The 22,780-nt window shown below is 60.1% G+C and carries 21 protein-coding genes; 9 read left to right on the forward strand and 12 right to left on the reverse strand.

Going from position 1 to position 22,780, the window contains the following annotated elements; genetic code table 11:
• Positions 1-493 precede the first annotated feature (493 nt).
• Complete coding sequence (locus ACA073_RS11300; RefSeq protein WP_497403455.1) at positions 494-2,257, reverse strand: L-lactate permease; 1,764 nt, start codon at positions 2,255-2,257, stop codon at positions 494-496.
• Between the two features lie 181 nt (positions 2,258-2,438).
• Between ACA073_RS11300 and ACA073_RS11305 the strand changes: the two genes are divergently transcribed.
• Positions 2,439-2,675 (forward strand): hypothetical protein, encoded by a 237-nt coding sequence (locus tag ACA073_RS11305; RefSeq protein WP_214384270.1) that lies wholly within the window; start codon positions 2,439-2,441, stop codon positions 2,673-2,675.
• Between the two features lie 183 nt (positions 2,676-2,858).
• Here the strand turns inward: ACA073_RS11305 and ACA073_RS11310 are convergent, their stop codons facing one another.
• Positions 2,859-3,287 (reverse strand): nuclear transport factor 2 family protein, encoded by a 429-nt coding sequence (locus ACA073_RS11310; RefSeq protein WP_497403457.1) that lies wholly within the window; start codon positions 3,285-3,287, stop codon positions 2,859-2,861.
• A gap of 1,504 nt (positions 3,288-4,791) precedes the next feature.
• Here ACA073_RS11310 and ACA073_RS11315 point away from each other — a divergent pair.
• Positions 4,792-5,892, forward strand: coding sequence for a polyamine ABC transporter substrate-binding protein (locus ACA073_RS11315; RefSeq protein WP_497403458.1), 1,101 nt, complete (start codon positions 4,792-4,794; stop codon positions 5,890-5,892).
• Positions 5,893-6,012: 120 nt separating this feature from the next.
• On the opposite strand, the gene ACA073_RS11320 is transcribed toward ACA073_RS11315, so the two are convergent.
• Complete coding sequence (locus tag ACA073_RS11320) at positions 6,013-7,191, reverse strand: cystathionine gamma-synthase (protein WP_497403460.1); 1,179 nt, start codon at positions 7,189-7,191, stop codon at positions 6,013-6,015.
• A complete protein-coding gene (locus tag ACA073_RS11325; protein WP_497403462.1) occupies positions 7,188-8,564 on the reverse strand; it encodes a pyridoxal-phosphate dependent enzyme in 1,377 nt (458 codons plus the stop codon). The genes ACA073_RS11320 and ACA073_RS11325 overlap by 4 nt, the downstream gene beginning before the upstream one ends.
• A 206-nt stretch (positions 8,565-8,770) precedes the next feature.
• On the opposite strand from ACA073_RS11325, the gene ACA073_RS11330 reads away from it, so the two are divergent.
• Entirely contained in the window at positions 8,771-9,160 is a 390-nt protein-coding gene (locus ACA073_RS11330) for a DUF1801 domain-containing protein (RefSeq protein ID WP_497403464.1), read from the forward strand.
• A gap of 336 nt (positions 9,161-9,496) precedes the next feature.
• On the forward strand, positions 9,497-9,946 hold the full coding sequence (locus ACA073_RS11335; protein WP_497403465.1) for a cupin domain-containing protein: 450 nt from the start codon (positions 9,497-9,499) through the stop codon (positions 9,944-9,946).
• Positions 9,947-10,079: 133 nt separating this feature from the next.
• On the opposite strand, the gene ACA073_RS11340 is transcribed toward ACA073_RS11335, so the two are convergent.
• Complete coding sequence (locus tag ACA073_RS11340; protein WP_497403467.1) at positions 10,080-11,525, reverse strand: MFS transporter; 1,446 nt, start codon at positions 11,523-11,525, stop codon at positions 10,080-10,082.
• Positions 11,526-11,662: 137 nt separating this feature from the next.
• Between ACA073_RS11340 and ACA073_RS11345 the strand changes: the two genes are divergently transcribed.
• A complete protein-coding gene (locus ACA073_RS11345; protein ID WP_497403469.1) occupies positions 11,663-12,565 on the forward strand; it encodes a LysR family transcriptional regulator in 903 nt (300 codons plus the stop codon).
• On the opposite strand, the gene ACA073_RS11350 is transcribed toward ACA073_RS11345, so the two are convergent.
• On the reverse strand, positions 12,562-12,822 hold the full coding sequence (locus tag ACA073_RS11350; protein ID WP_497403471.1) for a hypothetical protein: 261 nt from the start codon (positions 12,820-12,822) through the stop codon (positions 12,562-12,564). The genes ACA073_RS11345 and ACA073_RS11350 overlap by 4 nt on opposite strands.
• A 412-nt stretch (positions 12,823-13,234) precedes the next feature.
• Between ACA073_RS11350 and ACA073_RS11355 the strand changes: the two genes are divergently transcribed.
• Both ACA073_RS11355 and ACA073_RS11360 read left to right on the forward strand, forming a co-directional pair.
• A complete protein-coding gene (locus ACA073_RS11355) occupies positions 13,235-14,320 on the forward strand; it encodes a hypothetical protein (RefSeq protein WP_497403472.1) in 1,086 nt (361 codons plus the stop codon).
• Between the two features lie 2 nt (positions 14,321-14,322).
• A complete protein-coding gene (locus tag ACA073_RS11360; RefSeq protein WP_497403474.1) occupies positions 14,323-14,676 on the forward strand; it encodes a DUF1428 domain-containing protein in 354 nt (117 codons plus the stop codon).
• A 13-nt stretch (positions 14,677-14,689) separates the two neighbouring features.
• Here ACA073_RS11360 and ACA073_RS11365 read toward each other — a convergent pair whose 3' ends face one another.
• Entirely contained in the window at positions 14,690-14,884 is a 195-nt protein-coding gene (locus tag ACA073_RS11365) for a hypothetical protein (RefSeq protein WP_497403476.1), read from the reverse strand.
• A 60-nt stretch (positions 14,885-14,944) separates the two neighbouring features.
• On the opposite strand from ACA073_RS11365, the gene thpR reads away from it, so the two are divergent.
• Complete coding sequence (gene thpR / locus ACA073_RS11370; RefSeq protein WP_497403477.1) at positions 14,945-15,484, forward strand: RNA 2',3'-cyclic phosphodiesterase; 540 nt, start codon at positions 14,945-14,947, stop codon at positions 15,482-15,484.
• Positions 15,485-15,730: 246 nt separating this feature from the next.
• On the opposite strand, the gene ACA073_RS11375 is transcribed toward thpR, so the two are convergent.
• The 5 genes from ACA073_RS11375 to ACA073_RS11395 all read right to left on the reverse strand — a co-directional run bounded on the left by ACA073_RS11375 (position 15,731) and on the right by ACA073_RS11395 (position 21,054).
• Positions 15,731-16,828, reverse strand: coding sequence for a polyamine ABC transporter substrate-binding protein (locus ACA073_RS11375; RefSeq protein WP_497403479.1), 1,098 nt, complete (start codon positions 16,826-16,828; stop codon positions 15,731-15,733).
• Between the two features lie 181 nt (positions 16,829-17,009).
• Positions 17,010-17,894, reverse strand: coding sequence for an ABC transporter permease subunit (locus ACA073_RS11380; protein ID WP_497403481.1), 885 nt, complete (start codon positions 17,892-17,894; stop codon positions 17,010-17,012).
• Positions 17,891-18,772, reverse strand: coding sequence for an ABC transporter permease subunit (locus ACA073_RS11385; protein WP_497404057.1), 882 nt, complete (start codon positions 18,770-18,772; stop codon positions 17,891-17,893). The genes ACA073_RS11380 and ACA073_RS11385 overlap by 4 nt, the downstream gene beginning before the upstream one ends.
• A gap of 29 nt (positions 18,773-18,801) precedes the next feature.
• On the reverse strand, positions 18,802-19,944 hold the full coding sequence (locus ACA073_RS11390) for an ABC transporter ATP-binding protein (protein WP_497403483.1): 1,143 nt from the start codon (positions 19,942-19,944) through the stop codon (positions 18,802-18,804).
• A gap of 348 nt (positions 19,945-20,292) precedes the next feature.
• Complete coding sequence (locus tag ACA073_RS11395) at positions 20,293-21,054, reverse strand: gamma-glutamyl-gamma-aminobutyrate hydrolase family protein (RefSeq protein WP_497403485.1); 762 nt, start codon at positions 21,052-21,054, stop codon at positions 20,293-20,295.
• A gap of 279 nt (positions 21,055-21,333) precedes the next feature.
• On the opposite strand from ACA073_RS11395, the gene ACA073_RS11400 reads away from it, so the two are divergent.
• Positions 21,334-22,710 carry a glutamine synthetase family protein gene (locus ACA073_RS11400; RefSeq protein WP_497403486.1) on the forward strand — a complete coding sequence of 459 codons (1,377 nt, stop codon included), beginning with the start codon at positions 21,334-21,336 and terminating at the stop codon, positions 22,708-22,710.
• The last annotated feature ends 70 nt before the right edge of the window (positions 22,711-22,780 follow it).

The raw sequence follows: 22,780 nt of genomic DNA on the forward strand, positions 1-22,780 counted from the left end.
GATCAAAAGCTGAAGGCGAGCTAACGCTCGACCTGATGAGTGGTGAAAAGCGAAAGCCGTACGCCGATCCACTGTGGGAGCGAGCCTGCTCGCGAAAAGCGTCTGGACAACGCGCTCATTCAGACAGCACGCGTTATCGTTGACGTCCATCGCAGGCAAGCCAGCTCCTACAGGGGAACGCGTACACCTGAAATCAGGTCGGCTGGCAGGCCGCCTCGCGTGCTGTTGCGGTAGTCGCCCCCTCGAGAGGCCGAGCGCAGGTTCTGCGCAGTGGGCAACCCGGCATGGATGCCGGGTTAGCCGCCCCCGGCCATGGATGGCCGATGGCGGCGGGCCCACGGAGCAGGACCGGAGCGAGGGCATGCCGAGCACTAGCGAGGCACCGAACGAAAGGGGCAAGAGCGCTTGGTTACTTGGCGCTTCTCCAAGTGACTCGCCGTAAGGGCGAAACCAATAGCCGCCATCACCGAAGAAACGGATATGCCCACTGAGCTCAATGCCCACCGACAACCATCTGCGTGAACGGCGCCACATACGCCTGCAACGTCACCAACCCACCCACCAGAATCGCCAGAATGATGGAGTGGAAGAACACATAACGCAGAATTTCCCCTTCATGCCCATACCAGCGCGTAGCAGTAGAAGCCACTACGATCGACTGGGCGTCAACCATCTTGCCCATCACCCCACCGGAACTGTTGGCAGCTGCCATGAGCACCGGGCTGATCCCCAACTGCTCGGCAGTCACCCGTTGCAGACCACCAAACAGCACGTTGGACGCCGTGTCCGAGCCGGTCAGCGCCACGCCGAGCCAGCCGAGCAAGGTGCCGAACATGGGATAGAAAATCCCCGTCGCGGCAAAGGCCAGCCCCATGGTCGCGTCCAGTCCCGAGTAACGGGTGAGGAAACCGAGGGCAAGCATCGCGACGATGGTAATCAGCGAGTAACGCACCACCCAAATCGTGCGCAGGTACTGCTTGATCAGTTGCGGAATGGAATAGCCCATCAACAGCCCGCCAAGGATCGCCGCCAGCAAGATGCCGCTGCCGGTGCTGGTGAGCCAGGTGAACTTGTAGACCGCGTCCTCGGTTTTAGGCGCAGGCACCACCGGCGGGACCTTTTCGATTTGCTGGTGGATCGTGCCGAAGGTGACGACCGGGGCAAAAATCGGGTTCGCTTCGCGCAGCGGTTTGCCCTGGGGGTCGAGTTTGGCCGAGTGGGTGACGGGATCAATCGCCGGGCGGGTATCGAACATGTTTTTGAAGCCTTGGGTGCCCCAGGCGAAAACGAACACCGTGAGGATGATCCACGGCATCCACGCACGCATCACAGCCGGTTTGGCATCGCTGGCAAAAGTCGCGCTGGCGACGGGTTTTTCGTCATGCTCTTCGGCTATTTTCGAGTTGTCGACGCGCCCGGACAGGGCGGCGGAGGTGTGCACAGTCGCGGGTTTCCACACCCTGAGGAAACCGGTCAGGCAGGCCATGGAAATCAGCGCGGCGATCACGTCCACCAGCATCGGCCCGTGGTAGTTGGACACCAGGAATTGCGGCACGGCAAAACTGACGCCTGCGACCAGGATGGCCGGCCAGATCTCCAGCATCTTGCGCCAGCCGGCGAAGGCCCAGATCAACCAGAACGGCACGATCACCGAGAAAAACGGCAACTGCCGACCGACCATCATCGACAGCTCCATTTCATCCAGTCCGGTGACCTTGGCCAGCGTAATGATTGGCGTACCCAGGGCGCCAAACGCCACGGGTGCGGTGTTGGCGATCAATGCCAGGCCGGACGCGGCCAGCGGCGAGAAGCCCAGACCGATCAGAATCGCCCCGGTCACTGCCACCGGCGTACCGAAACCCGCCGCCCCTTCGAAAAAGGCGCCGAAGCAGAAGGCAATCAGCAACAATTGCAGGCGACGGTCATCGGTAATGCGCGCCAGTGAGTCTTGCAGCACTTTGAACGAGCCGTTCTCGGTAGTCAGTCGGTGCAGGAAGATGATGTTGAGCACAATCCAGCCAATCGGCAGCAAGCCATTGGCGGCGCCATAAAGGGCAGCCGAGCCTGCCATGTTCGCCGGCATGCCGAAAGCGAAGATCGCGATGACCAGCGCCGAAGCGAGGGCGAGCAACGCCGCCAGATGTGCTTTGATGTGAAAGAACGCCAGCGCTGCCAGCATCACCACGACCGGCACTGCTGCCATGATGGTTGAAATGACCGGGTTGCCGAACGGATCGTAGATTTGCTGCCAGACCATGTTCCACCTCTGCTTTTTATTGTTGAAAGTGCAGACCCCGAGGGGGCGGTGGCTTGTAGTATAGGTGGCATTGCGCCGCTGTCTTGCGCCCCGTAAACCGTGCTTTTCGGCGGTTTTGTTGAACTAAAAACAAGGGCTGCGGTACGCGTTAACCGACTTCACTACCCGGAGGAACGCAACGATGACTGAACGCCATTTGCTCCACACGGAAACGCTGTCGAACGGATGCAGCATCAAGGTCAAGGCCGAAATTCTGCGGGACGGTTCGTTGGGAATGTTCATAGGTGTCTACCGACCTGATGGCACGGCCATTGAGGAAAACGACCATCCAGCGCTGCATTTTCTCGACATGGAGGCGGCGATGGAGTGGGGGATCGAGAAGGCCAAGGACATCGGCAACGGGCAGAGGACGTTGTAGGGCCTGGCGTTGGATTTGCGGTGAGGCCTTCGTCGGAACGCCGCCCGGAGCAAGCCCGCTCCCACAGGGGGAATGCATTTCAAAGTGGGAGCGGGCTTGCTCGCGAATGCGGTGCAACATTCAACATTGATACCGGCTGGCACACCGCTTTCGCGAGCAGTCAGGTCGGTGACCCAATCGTTGTCAGGCCTTGCTGGCCGCCAGATAAGCGCCGAGGCGGCGGCCCATTTCTTCGCCCAGGGCCTGCAAGCCACTCAACGGACGAACCATCACCTCGAACTCAACGATTTTGCCTTGCTCGTCAAAGCGGATCATGTCGATGCCCTTGAGCTCTTTTCCGCCGACCTTGGCGCTGAACTCCAGGACGACATTCAAGCCGTCCGCAGTCGACAATTCGCGGTGGTAGGTAAAATCTTCAAAGACGTCGAACACAGTGGTCAGAATCATCGTGACCACCTTTGCGCCTGGGTATGGCGTGTGCGCCATCGGCGAGCGGAACACCGCTTGGGGAGCCAGCAACTCGGGCAGGGCTTGCAAGTCACCCTGGCGGATCATGTCGTGCCATTGGGTCAAGGAGGCAGCGGCGTTGGGGTGCAGTTTCAGTTCCGACATGTTGAACTCCTGTTTTGTTGTTGTTCTGAAATCGTTGCCCACGACTTTATCTCAATGGCTCTGAAGGTCTGCTTATGACGATGCATTCAAGCGGTCAATGGCTGATGCGCATTTGTGGCCAGATGACGTCTGAGAGCCGGCACTTGGTGCGCGCACTGCCGTAGTAACACTTTGAGGAATTCAACCTGTTTGCGATCTACCCGTCGGACAAACACTGTTGCCAGTCCGTGCAGGTATGCAGGGAGGGTCGGTTATTGTCTTTGTTTCCTGCCGGGCTTCGATGCGGACCAAATCGATCTAAAAATCCCGAGCCGCACCGGCGACGATGTACTACGCTTGAAAATGTAGGTGAAGACGCAGACTGATGCGCAAGCGGATGGCAAGGACACGTGGGGCGCGTTCCGAAGGGTACACGGTTAGAAAGATCTCCGCGCTGAGATCCAGCCCTTATGCCGTGTGAAGCAGAAGAGCACAAAACTGTTCTGTGAGAGTCCTGATAAACCTTGTAAGCCGGAGACCAGCGCCGGCCACCTACTCAAACACCAAAGCCCGCCTTGTGCGGGCTTTGTCGTTTCTGCCGTCATCTCGCGTAAAACACCACAAACCCCTGTGGGAGCGCGAGCCTGCTCGCGAAAGCGGTGTGTCAGGCGGCGAGTTTTTTGATGGTGTACATATCCGTTTCTGCGGTAACGGCCGCCTACGGTTCCGCCCTACGGCGGGTCACATTGGCGCGCCTGTACGGACCGGGGACATCGTTTACGCGTGTGCGGGGACATGGCTAACACTTTCTGGCGAGCCCACTACGCAGAACCTCCACTCGGCCTCCCGACGGGGCAGATCAAGATCAAAAGCCAAAGCAAAGCAAAGCAAAAGCAGGATCAACCGGCCAGAGCCCCTGGAAACTGTAGGAGCGAGCTTGCTCGCGAAAAGCACCTGGACAACACGTGCATTCAGACAGCACGCGTTATCGTTCTCGTCCATCGCAGGCAAGCCAGCTCCCACAGGGGAATGCGTACGTCTGAAGAGCCAGGCCGGCTGGCAGGCCGCCTCGTGGTGCTGTTGCGGTAGTCGCCTCCTCGAGAGGCCGAGTGGAGGTTCTGCGCAGTGGGCAACCCGGCATGGATGGCGGCGGGCCCACGGAGCAGGATCGGAGCGAGCCACCCAACGAAAGGGGCAAAAGCGCTTGGTTACTTGGCGCTTTTCCAAGTGACCCGCTGTAAGAGCGGACTCCTAGGTGGTCGTTACCGCAGAAACGGATATACACCCTAGCGCCATCAACAACCGGACCTACCGGGACACCGATATTGGCCATTTCGATCTCCTTTTGGCCGACCTCGCACTATGAACTGTCCAGTTCGTCAGCAAGAATCGGAGCAGCACTGTTGTTCCAGCACGCTCGCGACACCACAACAAGCATCCCGTTTTCCTTGCCCTTGGCAATTTTCAAGTCCTGCCGTGTACAGAACATAAAAACCAACGAGCGACACACTTGGGGAATTCATTCATGGTCACGATGAAACGCATACTGGGCGCCACCGTGTGTGGGCTGACGCTGCTGGCCAGCGCCGTGCACGCCGAACAGCGGGAACTGCGGGTGTACAACTGGGCGGATTACATCCTGCCGTCCGTGCCCAAGGACTTCGCTGAGAAAAGCGACATCAAAGTGACCTGGGACACCTTCGATACCAACGAGTCGCTGGAAGCCAAGTTGCTCACCGGCAACTCGGGATATGACCTGGTGGTGCCCTCGAATCAATTCATCGAAACCCAGATCAAGGCCGGTGTGTTCCAGAAGCTCGACAAGTCCAGGCTACCGAACTGGAAGCATCAAGACCCGGCACTGCTCGCGTTGCTGGACAAGAACGACCCCGGCAATCAGTACGGCGTGCCCTACATGTACGGCACCGTGCTGATCGGCTTCAACCCGGCCAAGGTCAAGTCCGCGCTGGGTGAGAATGCGCCGGTGGACAGTTGGGATCTGGTGTTCAAACCGGAGAACATGGAGAAGCTCAAATCCTGCGGCGTGGCCATGCTCGACTCACCATCGGAAATCCTGCCGCTGGCGTTGCACTACCTGGGATTGGACCCTAACAGCCAGAACCCGGACGACTACGAAAAAGCCAAAGCGTTGATGCTGAAGATTCGCCCTTACGTCACCTACTTCAACTCCGCCAAGTACATGACCGACATCGCCAACGGCGATATCTGCGTCGCCATCGGCTATTCCGGCAGCTTCTACCAGTTCGGCAATCGCGCCAAAGAGGCGGGCAACGGCGTGGTGGTCGATTGGCGCCTGCCGAAGGAAGGCGCGCCGATCTGGTTTGACACTTTTGCGATTCCCAAAAGTGCGAAAAACGTCGCGGAGGCCCACGAGTTTCTCAACACCTTGCTGGACCCGACCGTCATCGCCCCGATCAGTGACTTCCTCGGCTATCCCAACGCCAACAAGGACTCGCTTGCGCTGATCAACAAAGAGATCACCGGCAACCCGAACCTGACGCCGACCAGCGAAGCGTTGAAAACGCTTTATGTGGTGCAGCCGTTACCGCAAAAGCTTGAGCGGGTTCGTACTCGGGTCTGGACCAGCATCAAGTCCGGCGCGTAACACTTTGTAGGAGCGAGCTTGCTCGCGATGGACGTTAACGATAACGCGTGCCTGAATGAACGCGTTGTCCGGACGTTTTTCGCGAGCAAGCTCGCTCCTACAAGGGCAACCCTGCGTTGCTTAGATCCGCGTCAGCGCCTGAGCCAGGTCAGCGCGCAAATCCTCGACATCCTCGACCCCCACCGACAAACGCACCAAGCCATCGCCGATGCCGAGCTGCGCGCGGGTGTCGGCGGGGATGGTGGCGTGGGTCATGATCGCCGGATGCTCGATCAGGCTTTCCACGCCGCCCAGGCTCTCGGCGAGGGCGAAGATGCTCACACTCTCAAGGAAACGCTTGGCGCCCGCGAGGTCACTCTTCAGATCGACAGAAATCATCCCGCCGAAACCGCGCATCTGCCGTTGCGCCAGCTCATGCTGCGGGTGTGACGGCAGGCCCGGATAGTAGACGCGTGCTACTTGCGGTTGGCGCTCCAGCCACTGCGCCAGTTCCAGCGCGTTGCTGCAGTGACGTTCCATGCGCAGTGCCAGTGTCTTCACGCCGCGCAGGGTCAGAAACGCGTCGAACGGCCCGGCGATCGCGCCCACCGAGTTCTGCAAAAAGCCCAGGCGTTCTGCCAGTTCAGGGTTCTGACCGACCACGGCGATGCCGCCGATCACGTCGGAGTGGCCGTTGAGGTACTTGGTGGTCGAGTGCAGCACGATGTCGAAACCCAGCTCCAGCGGACGCTGGATCCACGGGCTGGCAAAGGTGTTGTCGGCGACGCAAATGATGCCGCGCGCGCGGCAGATGCGTGCGACGGCGGTGAGGTCCGTCAGGCTCAGCAACGGATTGCTGGGCGTCTCGACCCAGACCATTTTCGTGTCGTCCTGCAACGACGCTTCGAATCCCGCCAGGTCCGTCAGGTCGACGAAACTGAAGCGATGGCCGGCGCTGCGTTTGCGCACCTTGTCGAACAGTCGGAAGGTGCCGCCGTACAGGTCATTGCCGGAGACGATGTGCGAGCCGGCGTCGAGCAGTTCGAGCACGGTGGAGATCGCCGCCAGCCCGGAGGCGAACGCGAAGGCCTGGGTGCCGCTTTCCAGGTCGGCGACGCAGCGCTCCAGGGCAAAGCGCGTCGGGTTATGCGAACGACCGTAGTCGAAGCCTTTGTGCACGCCAGGGCTCTGTTGCAGGTAAGTGGAGTTGGCATAAATCGGCGGCATCAACGCCCCGGTGGTCGGGTCCGGCGCCTGCCCGGCGTGGATCACGCGGGTGGCGAAGGCGCGTGACGCGGCGTTTTCATCGTGTTGACTCATGCAAAAGATCTCCGCAAATGATTGAGCAGGTCGACGCGGGTAATCAGGCCATGGAAGCCCGAGGCGTCGGCGATGATCGCCACCAGCCCGCGATCGAGTTCTGCCTGCAGCGTGGCCATGCTCGCGCTGGCTGGCAGGGTTTCCACTTTGTCGGTCATGGCGCTGGCCACGGTCAAACGGAAGTGTGAAGGGTCTTCCTGCATGCCCAGCAGAATGTCGGATTCGTCGATCACACCGACCAGTTGCTGGCCGTCCACCAGCACCGGCAATTGCGACACATCCGCCAGGCGCATGCGCTGGAACGCTGTCAGCAGGGTGTCGTTCGGGCCGACGCTGATTACCCGGCCATCCTCGAAACGCCGCGCGATCACGTCGCGCAGATCGCCATAGGGTTTGCGTGCCAACAACCCCTGATCGTTCATCCACTGGTCGTTGTAGACCTTCGACAGGTAGCGGGTGCCAGTGTCGCAGACGAAGCTGACCACGCGTTTCGGCTCGGTCTGTTCGCGGCAGTAACGCAGCGCCGCCGCCAGCAAGGTGCCGGTCGAAGACCCGCCGAGAATGCCTTCGGCGCGCAGCAGCTGGCGGGCGTGGTCGAAGCTTTCCTCGTCGCTGATCGAATAGGCATGGCCCACGCTGGACAGGTCGGCAATCGACGGAATGAAGTCTTCGCCGATGCCTTCCACCGCCCACGAACCTGGGGTGGTCATGGTGCCGCTGCGGCTGTATTCGGCCATCACCGAACCGATTGGATCGGCCAGCACCATGGTCAGGTTCGGCTGTACGCGCTTGAAGAAACGGGTCAGCCCGGTCAGCGTGCCCGCCGAACCGACACCGACGACGATGGCATCCACGTCATGCTGGGTCTGCGCCCAGATCTCCGGCGCGGTGCTGCACTCATGGGCGAGCGGGTTGGCCGGGTTGTTGAACTGGTCTGCGAAGAACGCGTCGGGAATCTCCTGCGCCAACCGCGCCGCGACATCCTGGTAATAATCGGGATGGCCCTTGCCGACGTCGGAGCGGGTGATGTGCACCTCGGCGCCCATGGCCTTGAGGTGCAGGACTTTCTCGGTGGACATCTTGTCCGGCACCACCAACACCACTCGATAACCCTTGGCGCGGCCGACCAGGGCCAGGCCCAGTCCGGTGTTGCCGGCGGTGGCTTCGACGATGGTGCCACCGGGTTTCAGCCGGCCGTCGCGCTCGGCGGCGTCGATCATCGCCAGGCCGATGCGGTCCTTGATCGAGCCACCGGGGTTCTGCGATTCGAGCTTGAGAAACAGCGTACACGGGCCGGTATCAAAACGGCTGACGCGCACCAGTGGCGTATTGCCGATCAGTTCAAGTACGGCAGGGCGGGAATCGTTCGGCATGTGTCACCTCTTTGGGAAACTTGGCACGGGAAGGACGGCAACCGGCGGCGATCCACGCGCGTCAGTCGCCGACAATGCATCGCTTGGACCATAGGCCGCGATTGCGTCGCCCGCAACCTTGCGCGGCCAGCCGGTCACGTTACGGCTGGAGAGAATCCGCAAGTCGGCAATACTGATGCGACGATTATTCCGAAGGGGCGAGCGCCATGAAGAAGGAACGCAGCGGGGGAGAATCTGCCTCTGCGCTGATCGACGCACGAATCAATGAATTGAGTGATTGGCGGGGTGAAACGCTCGCTCGCATCCGGTCGATCATCAAGCAGGCAGACCCTGACGTGGTCGAGGAGTGGAAGTGGAGGGGCGTGCCGGTGTGGTCGCACGCCGGAATCATCTGCACCGGCGAGACGTACAAGACCGCCGTGAAGATGACCTTCGCCAAAGGGGCCTCGCTGGACGATCCTTCGGGCCTCTTCAATGCCAGCCTTGAGGGCAACACTCGACGGGCGATAGATGTTCATGAGGGCGATGCGATTGATGAGAAGGCACTGCAGGTGCTGATCCGTGCGGCGGTGGTGCTCAACACACAGGCGCCGTAACGCAACCTGTAGCAGCTGCCGAGCCTGCGAGGTGGCGAGGGGATTTAGCGAAACGTCGCACCGCCCCGTTCGGCTGCGCAGCAGTCGCAGTCTTTGTCGATGCGGTTCGACTGGATAATTGCAGGGGGCCGCTTCGCGACCCAACGGGGATAAATCCCCTCGCCACCTCGACAGGTGCTACAGATCGCGTTTCGCCTGGGCGATCTGTTTGTATCCCTGCGTATCCGCCGCGCCCGCCGCTACCTTCGCTTACAAATCCATGGCATCCGCGACATGTACGGGATACACGGCGGCTGCCTAATGAGGGCACCACAACGGTATAGCCGGAGAAACGCCATGTTCCGTATCAACGCTCGTCACACCGCCAGAATGCTCGGCGTCGCTGTTGCCACCACTGCCGCGCTCGCTGCATTCTCGGGCGTGTCTCAGGCCGAGGAAGTGAAGGCCCCTGCAAAAAACTGGCAGGCAGGGATTCATCGCACCGATCTCTTGAAAAAAGATCTCGACGTCGACGGCCGCGAAGTGATCCAGGTACGGGTTGATATCGATCCGGGCGTCTCATCCCCCAACCACTCCCATCCAGGCGTTGAAGTGGCATACGTCATCGATGGCACGTTCGAATATCAACTCGAAGGGCAGCCTCCGGTAACCCTGAAAACCGGTGATTCTTTGTACATCCCGGCCGGCGTCGCGCATATCGCGAAGAACATCGGGACAAAAACCGGCTCGGAGCTGGCGACCTATATCGTGAAGAAAGGCGAACCGCTGGTGGTCATCAAACAGTAAGGCCCGCTGAATTCGCAAGAACCAACACGTCCCCCGTAGGAGCTGCCGCAGGCTGCGATCTTTTGATCTTGATTCTTGGCTGACCAGAAACCACCGAAGATCAAGATCAAAAGATCGCAGCCTGCGGCAGCTCCTACAGGGGGTTCGTGGTGGGTTGAGGAGGGCGGTCAATTGCTGGTGGTCGAGTCGGCGCAACACAAAGTGCAACAACGATCAGCCCCAGCGCTACCGCGAAGGTGACCCGCATCCCGTGGGCCACGGCTTCGGGCTGCGCGGTCGTGATGTCGAGTGCCTGCGAGGCGAGGGCGAACACGGCGCCCAGCGCGGAGGCACCGGTGATCAGTCCGAGATTTCGCGAAAGGTTGAGCATGCCCGAGACAACACCGCGCTGGTCTGGCGCAACATCGGTCATCACCTTGGTGTTGTTGGCCGTCTGGAAGACCGCATAGCCGAGCGTGATCACCACCATCGGCGCCACGTAGCCGCCGATGCCGAATGCCTGTGGCAGCACCGAAAGCGTGAAGCAACCGACAGCCATCGCGATCAGCCCGGCGATCGTCATCCGTTGTGCGCCGAAACGGTCGGCGATCCGGCCGGCGGGCACACCCGTCAATGCCGCGACACACGGCCCGACCGCCAGCACCAGTCCCACCACAACCGCTTCCAGTCCAAGCCCATGGGCGAGGTAAAACGGCCCGACCACGAGCGTCGCCATCATCACCGTCGCCACCAGCGTGCTCATCGCCAGGCTACCGCTCAACACCGGATTGCGAAACATCGCCAGCCGTATCAGCGGGGAGGCGACGCGCGTCTCGACGAACACGAAGAGCCCCACGCCGAACCCCGCCGCCAACAGCAAACCCATGTTAAACAGCCCGAAATGACCACGGCCGAGGGTCATGGCCAGCGCATACGCCGCCAACGTCAGCGCCAGCACCAAGGTGCCCCACGCGTCGAAACGGGTGCTCCCGGTGGTTGGCTGCTGGCGATCGGCGGGCAGATAGCGATGCGCGAGTAGCAATGTCATCAGGCCCAACGGCACGGTGACCAGGAAAATCGCCCGCCAGCCAAACCCGGCAATCAAGAGGCCGCCAAGCGACGGCCCCATCGCGGTGCCAATCGCCGACATCGTCCCGAGCAAACCCATGGCGCTGCCGGTTTTGGCCTTCGCCACCGTCTCGCCGACGAAGGCCATGGTCAGCGCCATCATGATCGCCGCGCCGAGCCCTTGCAGTGCCCGGGCGCCAATCAACATCCCCAGCGTCGGTGCCCAAGCACACAGCGCTGAGGCAAGGGTGAACACGCCGATGCCGCCGAGCAGCAGCCGTCGACGCCCGATAAGGTCACCGAGACGACCCACGCTGACGATCAGGGTGGTGATCGCCAGCAGATAAGCAATGACGATCCACTGCACGTCCTGAAACGTCGCGTTGAACACCTGCGCCAGCGTCGGCAAACCGACGTTGGCGATGCTGGTGCCGAGCGAAGACAGCAGCATCGACAGCGACAGGCTGATCAGCGCCCACCTTACGGCGGGTGTCTGTGGTGCGCTGTCAACGAGGGCAATAGTCGGCTTCATTCTGTCCCTCTCTTGATCTGGCCACTCCCGAAGCGGAGCTGTCGGAAATGTACGCCGGCGCCTAACATGGCGGAAGGCGCACGATTAGCACTTTATTCGTGCGCTCAACGCCATCTCACTTTGCCGCGGGGCGATTCATGTCTACTCCCGATTTCAATCTGCTGGTCACCCTTGATGTGCTGCTTGCCGAGGGCAGCGTGGCACGTGCTGCAAAACGCTTGCGACTGAGCCCGTCGGCGATGAGTCGGGCGTTGGCGCGGTTACGTGAAACCACGGGCGACCCGCTGCTGGTCCGGGCCGGGCGTGGGCTCGTCGCCACGCCTCGGGCACTGGAACTGCGCGAGCGGGTCAGTCAGTTGGTGCAGGATGCAGAGGCGGTGCTGCGACCGGCCGAACAGCCTGACCTGAAGCAATTGGTCCGCAGTTTCACGTTGCGCACCAGCGAAGGTTTTGTGGAGAACTTTGGCGCGCCGCTCATCGCTCGGATTGCCGAGCAAGCGCCCGGCGTGCGCCTGCGCTTCATGCACAAACCTGACAAGGACAGCACGTCGCTTCGTGACGGGACCGTTGATCTGGAAACCGGTGTGGTGGGGAAGGCCGCCGGACCCGAGTTGCGCACGCAAGGTTTGTTTCGCGACCGCTTCGTCGGCGTGGTGCGCATTGGGCACCCGCTGAGCCAGGGTGAGATCACACCGGAACGTTTTGCGGCAGGGGGCCACATCAGTGTCTCGCGGCGCGGGCTCGACAAGGGGCCTGTCGATGAAGCGCTGGCGGCGCTGCAACTGGAACGGCAGGTCGTGACCATCGTTGCCGGTTTCTCGACCGCGTTGGCGCTTGCCCGCGCCAGCGACTTGATCGCTACCGTTCCTGAACGCCATACCGAAAACCTGCGGGCGGGCATGCACAGCTTTACGCTGCCGTTTTCCCTGTCGGCGTTCACCGTCGCAATGCTGTGGCATCCACGGCTGGAAGCCGATCCGGTGCATCGCTGGTTACGTGGCTGCGTACGAGAGGTGTGTGCGCGAAACAACGAACCTTAAAAGGTGAACGAGTGGGAGGAGTGCCGGGCCAGTTCGGCATCCAGCAGATGCTCGGCCAGCACATCATTTAAAAAGCGGAACTGATCGTTGAACCCGACCACTTCGTTGCTGAAGTGGTTGGCGGCGGCCGGCATCAGCAGCGCCTCGAAGTTCTTGTCGAACGCCAGCGACAGCACTTTGCGCGAGACACCTTGCTGCGAGTAGTAGTTGTTGCCGAACACCGGGAAGCTCACGGCGAGAGTGACTGAGTGGATCATGATGTGCGCTCCTCGGTCAGGACGTACCACGAAAAAACGGTCAGCGTGAAGGCTGTCAGGGACAGGCAGGTCAGCAGATGGATCAACATGATTTGCCCCTCCGGTTCGAGGTTTTGTGTCGGGTTGAGGTTGATCCTACGCTGACGGTTTATGAGCGGAAGGCATTCGCGGCGATGGTGAATATCGACAGAAGTGATGGTGGGGTTTTTGCGGTGTTCATTCGGGCCTCTTCGCGAGCAAGCCCGCTCCCACAGGGGATTGCATTCCAAATGTGGGAGCGGGCTTGCTCGCGAAGAGGCCCGAACGAACATCATCAACCCCAGAGCAAGCCCCCATCGCCGCCTATACTCAATTCAGGGTGCTTTAACCCCCGAATATCCTGTTCGGGGGAAGACTGTAGGACACCACGATCTTGAACCTGCGTTCGCTGATCGTCGCCGTGCTGCTGGTGTTGGCGGGATGCGCCATGCCTGCGCGTGCCCCGGTGCCAGCGCCGCCGGTGATCATTTCCCAGATCACCTGGCAGCAGGTGGATCGAGACATCGTTGCAGCGTCCCAGTCCGCCACCGAACAGGCCAAAATCTACTCGCGCGGCGCCATGGATTACTGGCGAACCCGGGTCTATCAATTGACCGAAGAAAAGTTCATTCCCTGGTTCAGCAGTTACTGGACCCAGGAATGGCTGTCGATGAAGGTCAGCTGGTACACCCTCAGTGCCAAGGGCGAGCAGGATGCTTCGGAGAAACGCCTGGCGGCCTATCTGCTGGAGCAATACCAGAAGCGCGTGCTGGCCCCGGTCGCGGTAGAGATTGATCCCGACCAGATCCTCGGCCTGGCAATGGCGTTCTACGTGGACATTCTTCAGGAAGAGCTGCAGAAAATCTCCCAGCGCCACGGCGTGCCGATGGCGCAACTCAACGGCCGTATCCAGAAAATACCGGCCATCGCCTTGGGACCGCCGCCCGCGCGGGACGCTACGCTGTACCAGGTCGTGCACACTCAACCGCTGAACACGCTGCCGGCTTACGCGGCGCTGATCGAAAAGATCCACAAGGCCGGCGGTGACAAGGGCGTTGATTCCACCGACACCGCCATGGCGCCCGTGGCCAAACGCGCCAGCAAGCGCATAGAAGCCGAAATGGCCCCACGCGGTGCCGCCAGTGCGGTGTCCGCAGTGGCGGGAAAATTCGCCGGAGGCTTGATTACCTTGGGTGTGGCGGGGATTCGCGCGCTGATTCAGGCCAGCGACCGGCCTGACAGCGAAGCACTGATTCGCAGCAGTCTGGGCAACACGTTCGACAAGGCCTGGATAAAACTGGTGCAGAACCCGACCACCGGTGTGATGGCGGGGACGTTGTACATGGCAGGGCAAATCGAGGGCAATCTGGCGGGGAGTGTCGAAGTACCGTCGGTCAGTTCAAGCAGCGGCGCTGTCGATTGGAGTCCGCCCGAACCGACTAACTCGCAGATCGACCCTCTACCCCCGGCAGGAGAATGACCATGTCTTACGTTGATGGCTGTGTTTTTGCGGTGCCCACCGCCAACCGCGACAAATTCAAAAAGCACGCGGAAATCGCCGCGGTGATTTTCAAAGAGAACGGCGCCCAAAGCATTGTCGAATGCTGGGGCGACGACGTGCCCGACGGCAAAGTGACCTCGTTTCCGCTGGCGGTGAAACTCAAGGACGACGAAACCGTGGTGTTTTCCTGGATCGTCTGGCCGGACAAACCCACCCGCGATGCCGGCATGCAGAAAATGATGGCTGACCCGCGTATGCAGCAGGACGTCAACCCGATACCGTTCGATGGTCAGCGGATGATCTTCGGCGGCTTCAACATCCTCTTGCAGGCGTGAACGCGTGACAGGATCACTCCGATGCCGGGGTGATCCTGCAACTCTTGCGATTACGGATCTCGCTGTCCGTAGGTCGCTCCCTGACGAACTCGAAACGCGGCTCACCTTCGCTATAGTGAACCAGCCAGCCCCAATCCAGCTCTGACTCATCCTGACCCGGTTGCGGTGGCATGGCCCACCATGGCTCTTTGCTGATGATCTCTCGCATGGCCCCGTCCCGTTCATTCGGTTGGTTCAACTATAACGTGCATGTCAGGAGGTGCCAGGCGTGAGCGACGAAACCCCGGAGCCGGTCAAACGGCTGTTTTTCGCGTTGGGCTGTCCGCCCGAGCAACGCAAGGCCATTGCCCAGTGGCGCAGCGCGCTGCAATTGCGCACGGGCCGGCCGGTGCCGGCGGAAAACTTTCACCTGACGTTGCTGTTTCTGGGCGCTGTGGGCGTGGCGCAGATTGCCGAGATCTGCACGGCGGCGGCAAAGGTTCGTGTGCCGGGTGTGGCGTTGCGGGTGGCGCTGGATCGACTGGATGTCTGGCGCAGGGCAGGGGCGCTGGTCCTCGCGCCGGAGCAAGCGCCGCCGGAGTTGTTGCGGCTGGTGTATGCGCTGGAACAGGCGATGTTGCCGTTCGGGTTTGAGGAGGCACCGAAGGAGTTTCGGCCGCACCTGACGTTGATGCGTGACTATCGGGCGCCGGTGCCTGAGTCGGCGACGCCGCCGGAGTTTTTTCTGCGGGCCGATCGATTTGTGCTGTTTGAATCCCACAAGGGTCGCTATCGAGCGCTGGCCGAATGGCCGCTCGTTCCAGCATAAAAAAAGCGCCCGAGGAGGGCGCCAAATTCACCTTAACCGAGGAAGCCAGGTGAGGCCGTTCGTCAGAGAGGAGTGCAGCGGTGGTAAGGCGCTGCGTGAACGGAAAACGAAGAGAGCACCGCGGATCAAAGGTGGGAGCGGGCTTGTTCGCGAAGGGGCCATCACATTCAACATCAATGGCGACTGATCCATCGCTTTCGCGAGCAAGCCCGCTCCCACATTAGCCCGCAGTGTTCATCAATATTTTTACTTACCGAGCTTCACCCGCGTCCAGCCCCGCGTCATCACCCGCTGAACACCAATCGGCATATCCGGAATCGCATACAACGTCGCCATCACGGCCAAAGGCGGATACGACCCCGGATCATTGCGAATCGCCTCATCCACCAACGGCGTCGCCGCCGCGTTGGCGTTGCTGTAGCCGATGTTGTTGGTGATCTCGGCGATGATGTCCGCACGCATCAGGAAGTTCATGAACAGGTAAGCGTTCTCGACGTTCGCTGCGTCCCGTGGGATCGCGACCATGTCATAAAAACTGCCGGCGCCTTCTTTCGGAATGCTGTAATCGATCTTCACCTTGTCGCCCGCTTCCTGCGCGCGGGCCTTGGCTTGCAGCACGTCGCCGGAGTAACCGACCGCCACGCAGATGTTGCCGTTGGCCAGGTCGGAGATGTATTTCGACGAATGGAAGTACGCCACCGACGGCCGAATCTTCATGAACAGCGCTTCAGCTTCGGCGATCTGCGCCTTGTCTTGCGAGTTCACCGGGTAGCCCAGATAGTGCAGGGCAGCGGGCAGCATCTCGGTCGGCGAATCGAGGAAGCTGATGCCGCAGGCTTTCAGTTTTTCCGCGTTTTCCGGTTTGAACAGCAAGTCCCAGGAGTTGGTCGGGGCGTTGGCGCCGAGCACTTCCTTGACCTTCTGCGGGTTGAAACCAATGCCGATCGAGCCCCACATGTACGGGAAAGCGTGACCGTTGTCCGGGTCGCTGGTCGAAGCGTTTTTCAGCAGCACCGGGTTGAGGTTTTTCCAGTTCGGCAGCTTCGACTTGTCCAGTTCCTGATAGACGCCAGCCTTGATCTGCTTGGCCAGGAAACTGTTGGACGGCACGACGATGTCGTAGCCGGATTTGCCCGCGAGCAGGCGTGCCTCAAGGGTTTCATTGCTGTCGAACACATCGTAGGTCACGCGAATGCCGGTCTCGTCTTCGAACTTCTTGACCGTGTCCGGGGCGATGTAATCCGACCAGTTGTAGACGCGCAGTACCTTGTCATTGGCCTGGGCAACCGTGGCGATTGCGCCCAATAAGGACAGTGTCAGCAGAGTCCTGCCAAACATTTTCATCGGTACAACTCCAATTCTCTTTTTTCAAAATCACACGGCAAACATGTGTGGCGAGATCGCTTGCGTTCCTTTGTAGGAGCGAGCTTGCTCGCGAAAAACTCAAGGACGCCAATTTAATTCAAGTAGCCCGCGTCATCGTTAACGTCCATCGCGAGCAAGCTCGCTCCTACAGGGGACGGTATTAAGCCGTCGCTTCTACCATTTGCTTTTTCGGCTGTTGCCAGGATTCGCTGGCGGTTTGGTCCATCGCTTCCTGGATCGCACGTTTGCGGGTGGCTTCGGCGCGGCGGCTGAAGTACCAGACCATGAAGGTCACGATCGAAACAGCGAGCAGAATCAGGCTGGCCACGGCGTTGATCTCGGGCTTCACACCCAGACGCACCGCCGAGAACACTTCCATCGGCAGGGTCGTCGAACCCGGCCCGGACACGAAGCTGGCCAGCACCAGGTCATCCAGCGACAGGGCAAACGACATCATGCCGCCGGCCGCCAGTGACGGCGCGATCATCGGAATGGTGATCAGGAAAAACACCTTGAACGGTTTCGCCCCGAGGTCCATGGCCGCTTCTTCGATGGACAGGTCCAGCTCACGAAGGCGGGCGGAAACCACCACCGCGACATAAGCGGCACAAAACGTGGTGTGGGCGATCCAGATGGTGACGATGCCACGCTCCATCGGCCAGCCGATCAGCTGCGCCATGGCCACGAACAGCAGCAACAGCGACAGACCGGTGATCACTTCCGGCATCACCAACGGCGCGGTGACCAGACCACCAAACAGCGTGCGGCCCTTGAAGCGCGTCACGCGGGTCAGCACAAACGCCGCCAGTGTCCCCAGCGCCACAGCGGCAATCGCGGTGTAGCAAGCGATTTCCAGCGAGCGCACCACCGAGCCCATCAGTTGCGTGTTATCGAGCAAACCGACATACCACTTCACCGACCAGCCGCCCCACACTGTCACCAGTTTCGAGGCGTTGAACGAGTAAATCACCAGAATCAGCATCGGCAGGTAGATAAACGACAGGCCGAAAATCAGCATGAACTTTGAAAATCCGAAGCGTTTCATCCCCGACCCTCCATCTCTTTGGCCTGACTACGGTTGAACAGCAGAATCGGCACAATCAGGATCAACAGCATCACCACCGCCAGGGCAGACGCCACCGGCCAGTCGCGGTTGTTGAAGAACTCTTGCCACAGCACACGGCCGATCATCAGGGTTTCCGGGCCGCCCAGCAGTTCCGGAATCACGAACTCACCGACCACCGGAATGAACACCAGCATGCAACCGGCGATGATGCCGTTCTTGGCCAACGGCACGGTGATTTTCCAGAAGTTGTTGAAGTTGCTCGAACCCAGATCCGAACCCGCTTCCAGCAAGCTTTGATCGTGCTTGACCAGGTTGGCGTACAGCGGCAACACCATGAACGGCAGGTAGGCGTAAACCACGCCGATATACACGGCCGTGTTGGTGTTGAGGATCTCGATCGGGTGATCGGTCAGCCCGGTCCACATCAGGAAGCCGTTGAGCAAACCGTTGTTGCTGAGGATGCCCATCCACGCGTAAACGCGGATCAGGATCGCGGTCCAGGTCGGCATCATGATCAGCAGCAGCAAGACGTTTTGCGTTTCCTTGCTTGCTTTTGTGATTGCGTAGGCCATCGGGAAACCGATCACCAGGCACATCAGCGTGCTGAAAAACGCGACCTTCAATGAGCCGAAGTAAGCCGAGATGTACAGCTCATCCTCGGTCAGCAACAGGTAGTTGCCGACGTTGAGGAACAGCTGGAATTTCTGTTCGGCGAAGGTGTAGATCTCGGAGTAAGGAGGAATGGCCAGCGCCGCTTCCGAGAAGCTGATCTTCATCACCAGGAAGAACGGCAACAGGAAAAACAGGCACAGCCACAGGAATGGAATCCCGATGACGAGCTTTCGACCACTCGGCATCAGCCGCATGAACTGCTGATTGAGTGTTTTCATGAGCGCAGTACCACGCCGCTGTCGTCTTCCCACCACACGTAGACTTTGTCGTCCCAGGTCGGACGCGCGCCACGGCGTTCGGCGTTGGCCATGAACGACTGCACGACTTTGCCGCCAGGCAATTCGACATAGAACACCGAGTGACCGCCGAGGTAGGCGATGTCATGCACTTTGCCCTGGGACCAGTTGTAGCGGGACTCGGGTTGGGTGGTGCTGACCAGCAGTTTTTCCGGGCGGATCGCGTAGGTGATCGACTTGTCCTGCACCGAGGTGCTGACGCCGTGGCCGACGTAGATCTTCTGTTCCAGATCCTTGCTGTGGATGATCGCGTGACCTTCAAGGTCTTCCACCACGGTGCCGTCGAAAGCGTTCACGTTGCCGATGAACTCGCAGACCATGCGGCTGACCGGAGCTTCGTAAATGTCGACCGGGCTGCCGATCTGGGCGATCCAGCCGAGGTGCATGATCGCGATGCGCTGGGCCATGGTCATGGCCTCTTCCTGATCGTGGGTCACCATCACACAGGTCACGCCAACGCGCTCGATGATCTCGACCAGTTCAAGCTGCATCTGCGAACGCAGTTTTTTATCCAGCGCGCCCATCGGTTCGTCGAGCAGCAACAGCTTCGGACGCTTGGCCAGGGAGCGGGCGAGGGCCACGCGCTGACGCTGACCGCCAGACAACTGATGGGGTTTGCGTTTGGCGTATTGGGTCATGTGCACCAGACGCAGCATTTCTTCAACGCGGGCGTCGATTTCACTGGCGGGCAAACGGTCCTGCTTGAGGCCGAAAGCGATGTTCTGCGCCACGGTCATGTGCGGGAACAGGGCGTACGACTGGAACATCATGTTGATCGGCCGTTCGTACGGCGGCATGTCGGTGATGTCCACGCCATCGAGCAGAATCCGCCCTTCGGTCGGGCGCTCGAAGCCGGCGAGCATGCGCAGCAGCGTCGATTTGCCGGAACCGGAACCGCCGAGCAGGGCGAAGATTTCCCCTTGATGAATCTCAAGCGAGACATCGTCCACTGCGGTGGTTTCGTCGAATTTCTTGGTGACGCGGTCGACTTTCACCAACACCTTTTTCGGTGCCTGGTGACCTTCAAGAGCCTTCCTGTAAATGCTGGAGGCGTTTGCCATGTGAAACTCCCAACAGGTTTCAGTCGTCGGGCCAACGCGGCCTGACTTAAGAGTGGATTGCAAGCCCTGGGCATGCAGTGATCCCCTGTGGGAGCGGGCTTGCTCGCGAAGGCGGTGTATCAGGTAACAATGATGTCGACTGACACTCCGTCTTCGCGAGCAAGCCCGCTCCCACAGGGATTTGCGTTTGGATCAATTGCTTCATCCATACCGCTCGGGCTTATTCGGCGCCGCCGTCCTGGCTGCCTGGGTCGTACTTGTTGTTATTGCAGAGTGTTATTTCGCGAGTCACGGACGCGCAAAGGCACGCCCGCCTGACTCGCGGGGGCAGTCATTCAGTGTTTTAGGTCAGCGGGTTTTACGCAGCGCAGCCCGTCGCCGGCATGCATCGCCGAACGCCTGGAAAATACTCAAATAGGGCGGATTCGAAAGCACCTGCCATTCCGGGTGCCATTGCACGCCGACGGCAAAGGTCGGGCTGTGGTCCACCGAAATCGCTTCGATCAAACCGTCCGGCGCAATCGCCTCGGCGCGCAGGCCGGGAGCGAGGCGGTCGATGCCCTGGCTGTGAATCGAATTGACCATGAACTCGGCCGGCAACTCCAGCGCTTCGAACACGCCACCCGGTTGCACCGTCACTGCATGCACCGGGGCGTATTGCACCGCCAGCTCGGGGCTGTCCGCTTCGCGGTGATCGAGCATGCCCGGCAGTTCATGCACCTTCTGGTGCAGGCTGCCGCCGAAGGCCACGTTCATTTCCTGAAAGCCACGGCAGATGCCGAGCACCGGAACGCCCGCCGCAATGGCTGCACGCAATAAAGGAAGGGTAGTGGCGTCCCGCGCCGGATCGTGATCCGTGCCTGGGGCGCTGGCCGGGCCTTTATAGTGGAAAGGTTCCACATTCGACGGCGAACCGGTCAGCAACAGACCGTCAAGGTGCGCGAGCACATCCTCGATTTCGTTCAGTTCGCCTAGGGAAGGAATGACCACAGGCAGCCCCAGAGCCGCGACGCTGACAGCACGCAAGTACTTGTCGCCGCTGATGTGGTAGGGGTGCAGGCCAATCTGTTTGACGCACGCTGTAACACCGATCAATGGCTTGAATGCCATTTTTATCACCTCGAAGTTTCACACTTGAACGAGCTTTTCCGGAGCTTAGCCTTGTTGATTTTAATTAACAACTCTCATGTAAAAAATTCTAAACGCCGCACGTCCGATCGCCAGGATTTACGCGGTGATCACGACTGATCTGGCACTCTCGTGCCCAAAAAAGGCAAGAAAATAAAGGATGAGAGCCAGGTGTTCGCTATTGACTTCACTTTGCCGTTCGGGTTGACTGGCTCTGCGAAACAGCAGTGAACATAATAATTAACAGCTAATAGGTGCATCATGTCGGTCCCTCTGCGTGCCGTTCAACTCAACGAAGCAAACGCATTCCTTAAGAAATATCCTGAGGTTTTGTACGTCGACCTTCTGATTGCGGATATGAACGGTGTGGTGCGCGGCAAGCGCATCGAGCGCACCAGTCTTCATAAGGTTTACGAAAAAGGCATCAACCTCCCGGCGTCTCTGTTTGCCCTGGACATTAACGGCTCCACGGTGGAAAGCACCGGCCTGGGTCTGGACATCGGCGACTCTGACCGGATCTGCTTCCCCATCCCTGGCACCCTGAGCATCGAGCCGTGGCAGAAGCGCCCCACCGCACAATTGCTGATGACCATGCACGAACTGGAAGGCCAGGCGTTCTTCGCTGACCCGCGTGAAGTGCTGGCCAACGTGGTGCGCAAATTTGACGAACTTGGCCTGACCATCTGCGCCGCGTTCGAACTGGAGTTCTATCTGATCGACCAGGACAACGTGAACGGTCGTCCGCAGTCGCCGCGTTCGCCGGTATCGGGCAAGCGTCCGGTGTCGACCCAGGTCTACCTGATTGACGACCTCGACGAATACGTCGATTGCCTGCAAGACATCCTCGAAGGCGCGAAAGAGCAGGGCATTCCGGCCGACGCCATCGTCAAGGAAAGCGCCCCGGCGCAATTCGAAGTGAACCTGCATCACGTCAACGACCCGATCAAGGCCTGCGACTACGCGGTGTTGCTCAAGCGTCTGGTGAAGAACATCGCCTACGACCACGAGATGGACACCACGTTTATGGCCAAGCCGTATCCGGGTCAGGCGGGCAACGGTTTGCACGTACACATTTCGATTCTCGACAAAGAAGGCAACAACATCTTTGCCAGCGAGGATCCCGAGCAGAACGCCGCGCTGCGACACGCGATCGGCGGTGTGCTCGAGACCCTGCCGGCGCAGATGGCGTTCCTCTGCCCGAACGTCAACTCGTACCGTCGTTTCGGTGCGCAGTTCTACGTGCCGAACTCGCCGAGCTGGGGCATTGATAACCGTACTGTTGCAGTACGAGTGCCGACCGGTTCGGCGGACGCTGTGCGCATCGAACACCGCGTCGCCGGTGCCGATGCCAACCCGTATTTGCTGATGGCGTCGGTGCTGGCCGGTATTCACCACGGCCTGACCAACCAGATCGAGCCGGGCGCCCCGGTGGAAGGCAATAGCTACGAGCAAAACGAGCAGAGCCTGCCGAACAACCTGCGCGATGCGCTGCGCGAGCTGGACGACAGCGAAGTCATGGCCAAATACATCGACCCGCTGTACATCGACGTGTTTGTGGCGTGCAAGGAAAGCGAGCTGGCCGAGTTCGAAAACTCCATCTCGGACCTTGAGTACAACTGGTATTTGCACACGGTTTGATGGGCCAAGTGGTGTACGCATTCCCTGCCTGCACCACCAATCAAATGTGGGAGCGGCGGTGCGACGATTC

The organism is Pseudomonas sp. LBUM1670, from assembly GCF_059695695.1.

Excerpts from the sequence above, each read along its gene's own strand:
- ACA073_RS11300 (WP_497403455.1), bottom strand. The coding sequence starts at position 2,257 with ATGGTCTGGCAGCAAATCTACGATCCGTTCGGCAACCCGGTCATTTCA.
- ACA073_RS11305 (WP_214384270.1), top strand. The coding sequence starts at position 2,439 with ATGACTGAACGCCATTTGCTCCACACGGAAACGCTGTCGAACGGATGC.
- ACA073_RS11310 (WP_497403457.1), bottom strand. The coding sequence starts at position 3,287 with ATGTCGGAACTGAAACTGCACCCCAACGCCGCTGCCTCCTTGACCCAA.
- ACA073_RS11315 (WP_497403458.1), top strand. The coding sequence starts at position 4,792 with ATGGTCACGATGAAACGCATACTGGGCGCCACCGTGTGTGGGCTGACG.
- ACA073_RS11320 (WP_497403460.1), bottom strand. The coding sequence starts at position 7,191 with ATGAGTCAACACGATGAAAACGCCGCGTCACGCGCCTTCGCCACCCGC.
- ACA073_RS11325 (WP_497403462.1), bottom strand. The coding sequence starts at position 8,564 with ATGCCGAACGATTCCCGCCCTGCCGTACTTGAACTGATCGGCAATACG.
- ACA073_RS11330 (WP_497403464.1), top strand. The coding sequence starts at position 8,771 with ATGAAGAAGGAACGCAGCGGGGGAGAATCTGCCTCTGCGCTGATCGAC.
- ACA073_RS11335 (WP_497403465.1), top strand. The coding sequence starts at position 9,497 with ATGTTCCGTATCAACGCTCGTCACACCGCCAGAATGCTCGGCGTCGCT.
- ACA073_RS11340 (WP_497403467.1), bottom strand. The coding sequence starts at position 11,525 with ATGAAGCCGACTATTGCCCTCGTTGACAGCGCACCACAGACACCCGCC.
- ACA073_RS11345 (WP_497403469.1), top strand. The coding sequence starts at position 11,663 with ATGTCTACTCCCGATTTCAATCTGCTGGTCACCCTTGATGTGCTGCTT.
- ACA073_RS11350 (WP_497403471.1), bottom strand. The coding sequence starts at position 12,822 with ATGATCCACTCAGTCACTCTCGCCGTGAGCTTCCCGGTGTTCGGCAAC.
- ACA073_RS11360 (WP_497403474.1), top strand. The coding sequence starts at position 14,323 with ATGTCTTACGTTGATGGCTGTGTTTTTGCGGTGCCCACCGCCAACCGC.
- ACA073_RS11365 (WP_497403476.1), bottom strand. The coding sequence starts at position 14,884 with ATGCGAGAGATCATCAGCAAAGAGCCATGGTGGGCCATGCCACCGCAA.
- ACA073_RS11375 (WP_497403479.1), bottom strand. The coding sequence starts at position 16,828 with ATGAAAATGTTTGGCAGGACTCTGCTGACACTGTCCTTATTGGGCGCA.
- ACA073_RS11380 (WP_497403481.1), bottom strand. The coding sequence starts at position 17,894 with ATGAAACGCTTCGGATTTTCAAAGTTCATGCTGATTTTCGGCCTGTCG.
- ACA073_RS11385 (WP_497404057.1), bottom strand. The coding sequence starts at position 18,772 with ATGCCGAGTGGTCGAAAGCTCGTCATCGGGATTCCATTCCTGTGGCTG.
- ACA073_RS11390 (WP_497403483.1), bottom strand. The coding sequence starts at position 19,944 with ATGGCAAACGCCTCCAGCATTTACAGGAAGGCTCTTGAAGGTCACCAG.
- ACA073_RS11395 (WP_497403485.1), bottom strand. The coding sequence starts at position 21,054 with ATGGCATTCAAGCCATTGATCGGTGTTACAGCGTGCGTCAAACAGATT.
- ACA073_RS11400 (WP_497403486.1), top strand. The coding sequence starts at position 21,334 with ATGTCGGTCCCTCTGCGTGCCGTTCAACTCAACGAAGCAAACGCATTC.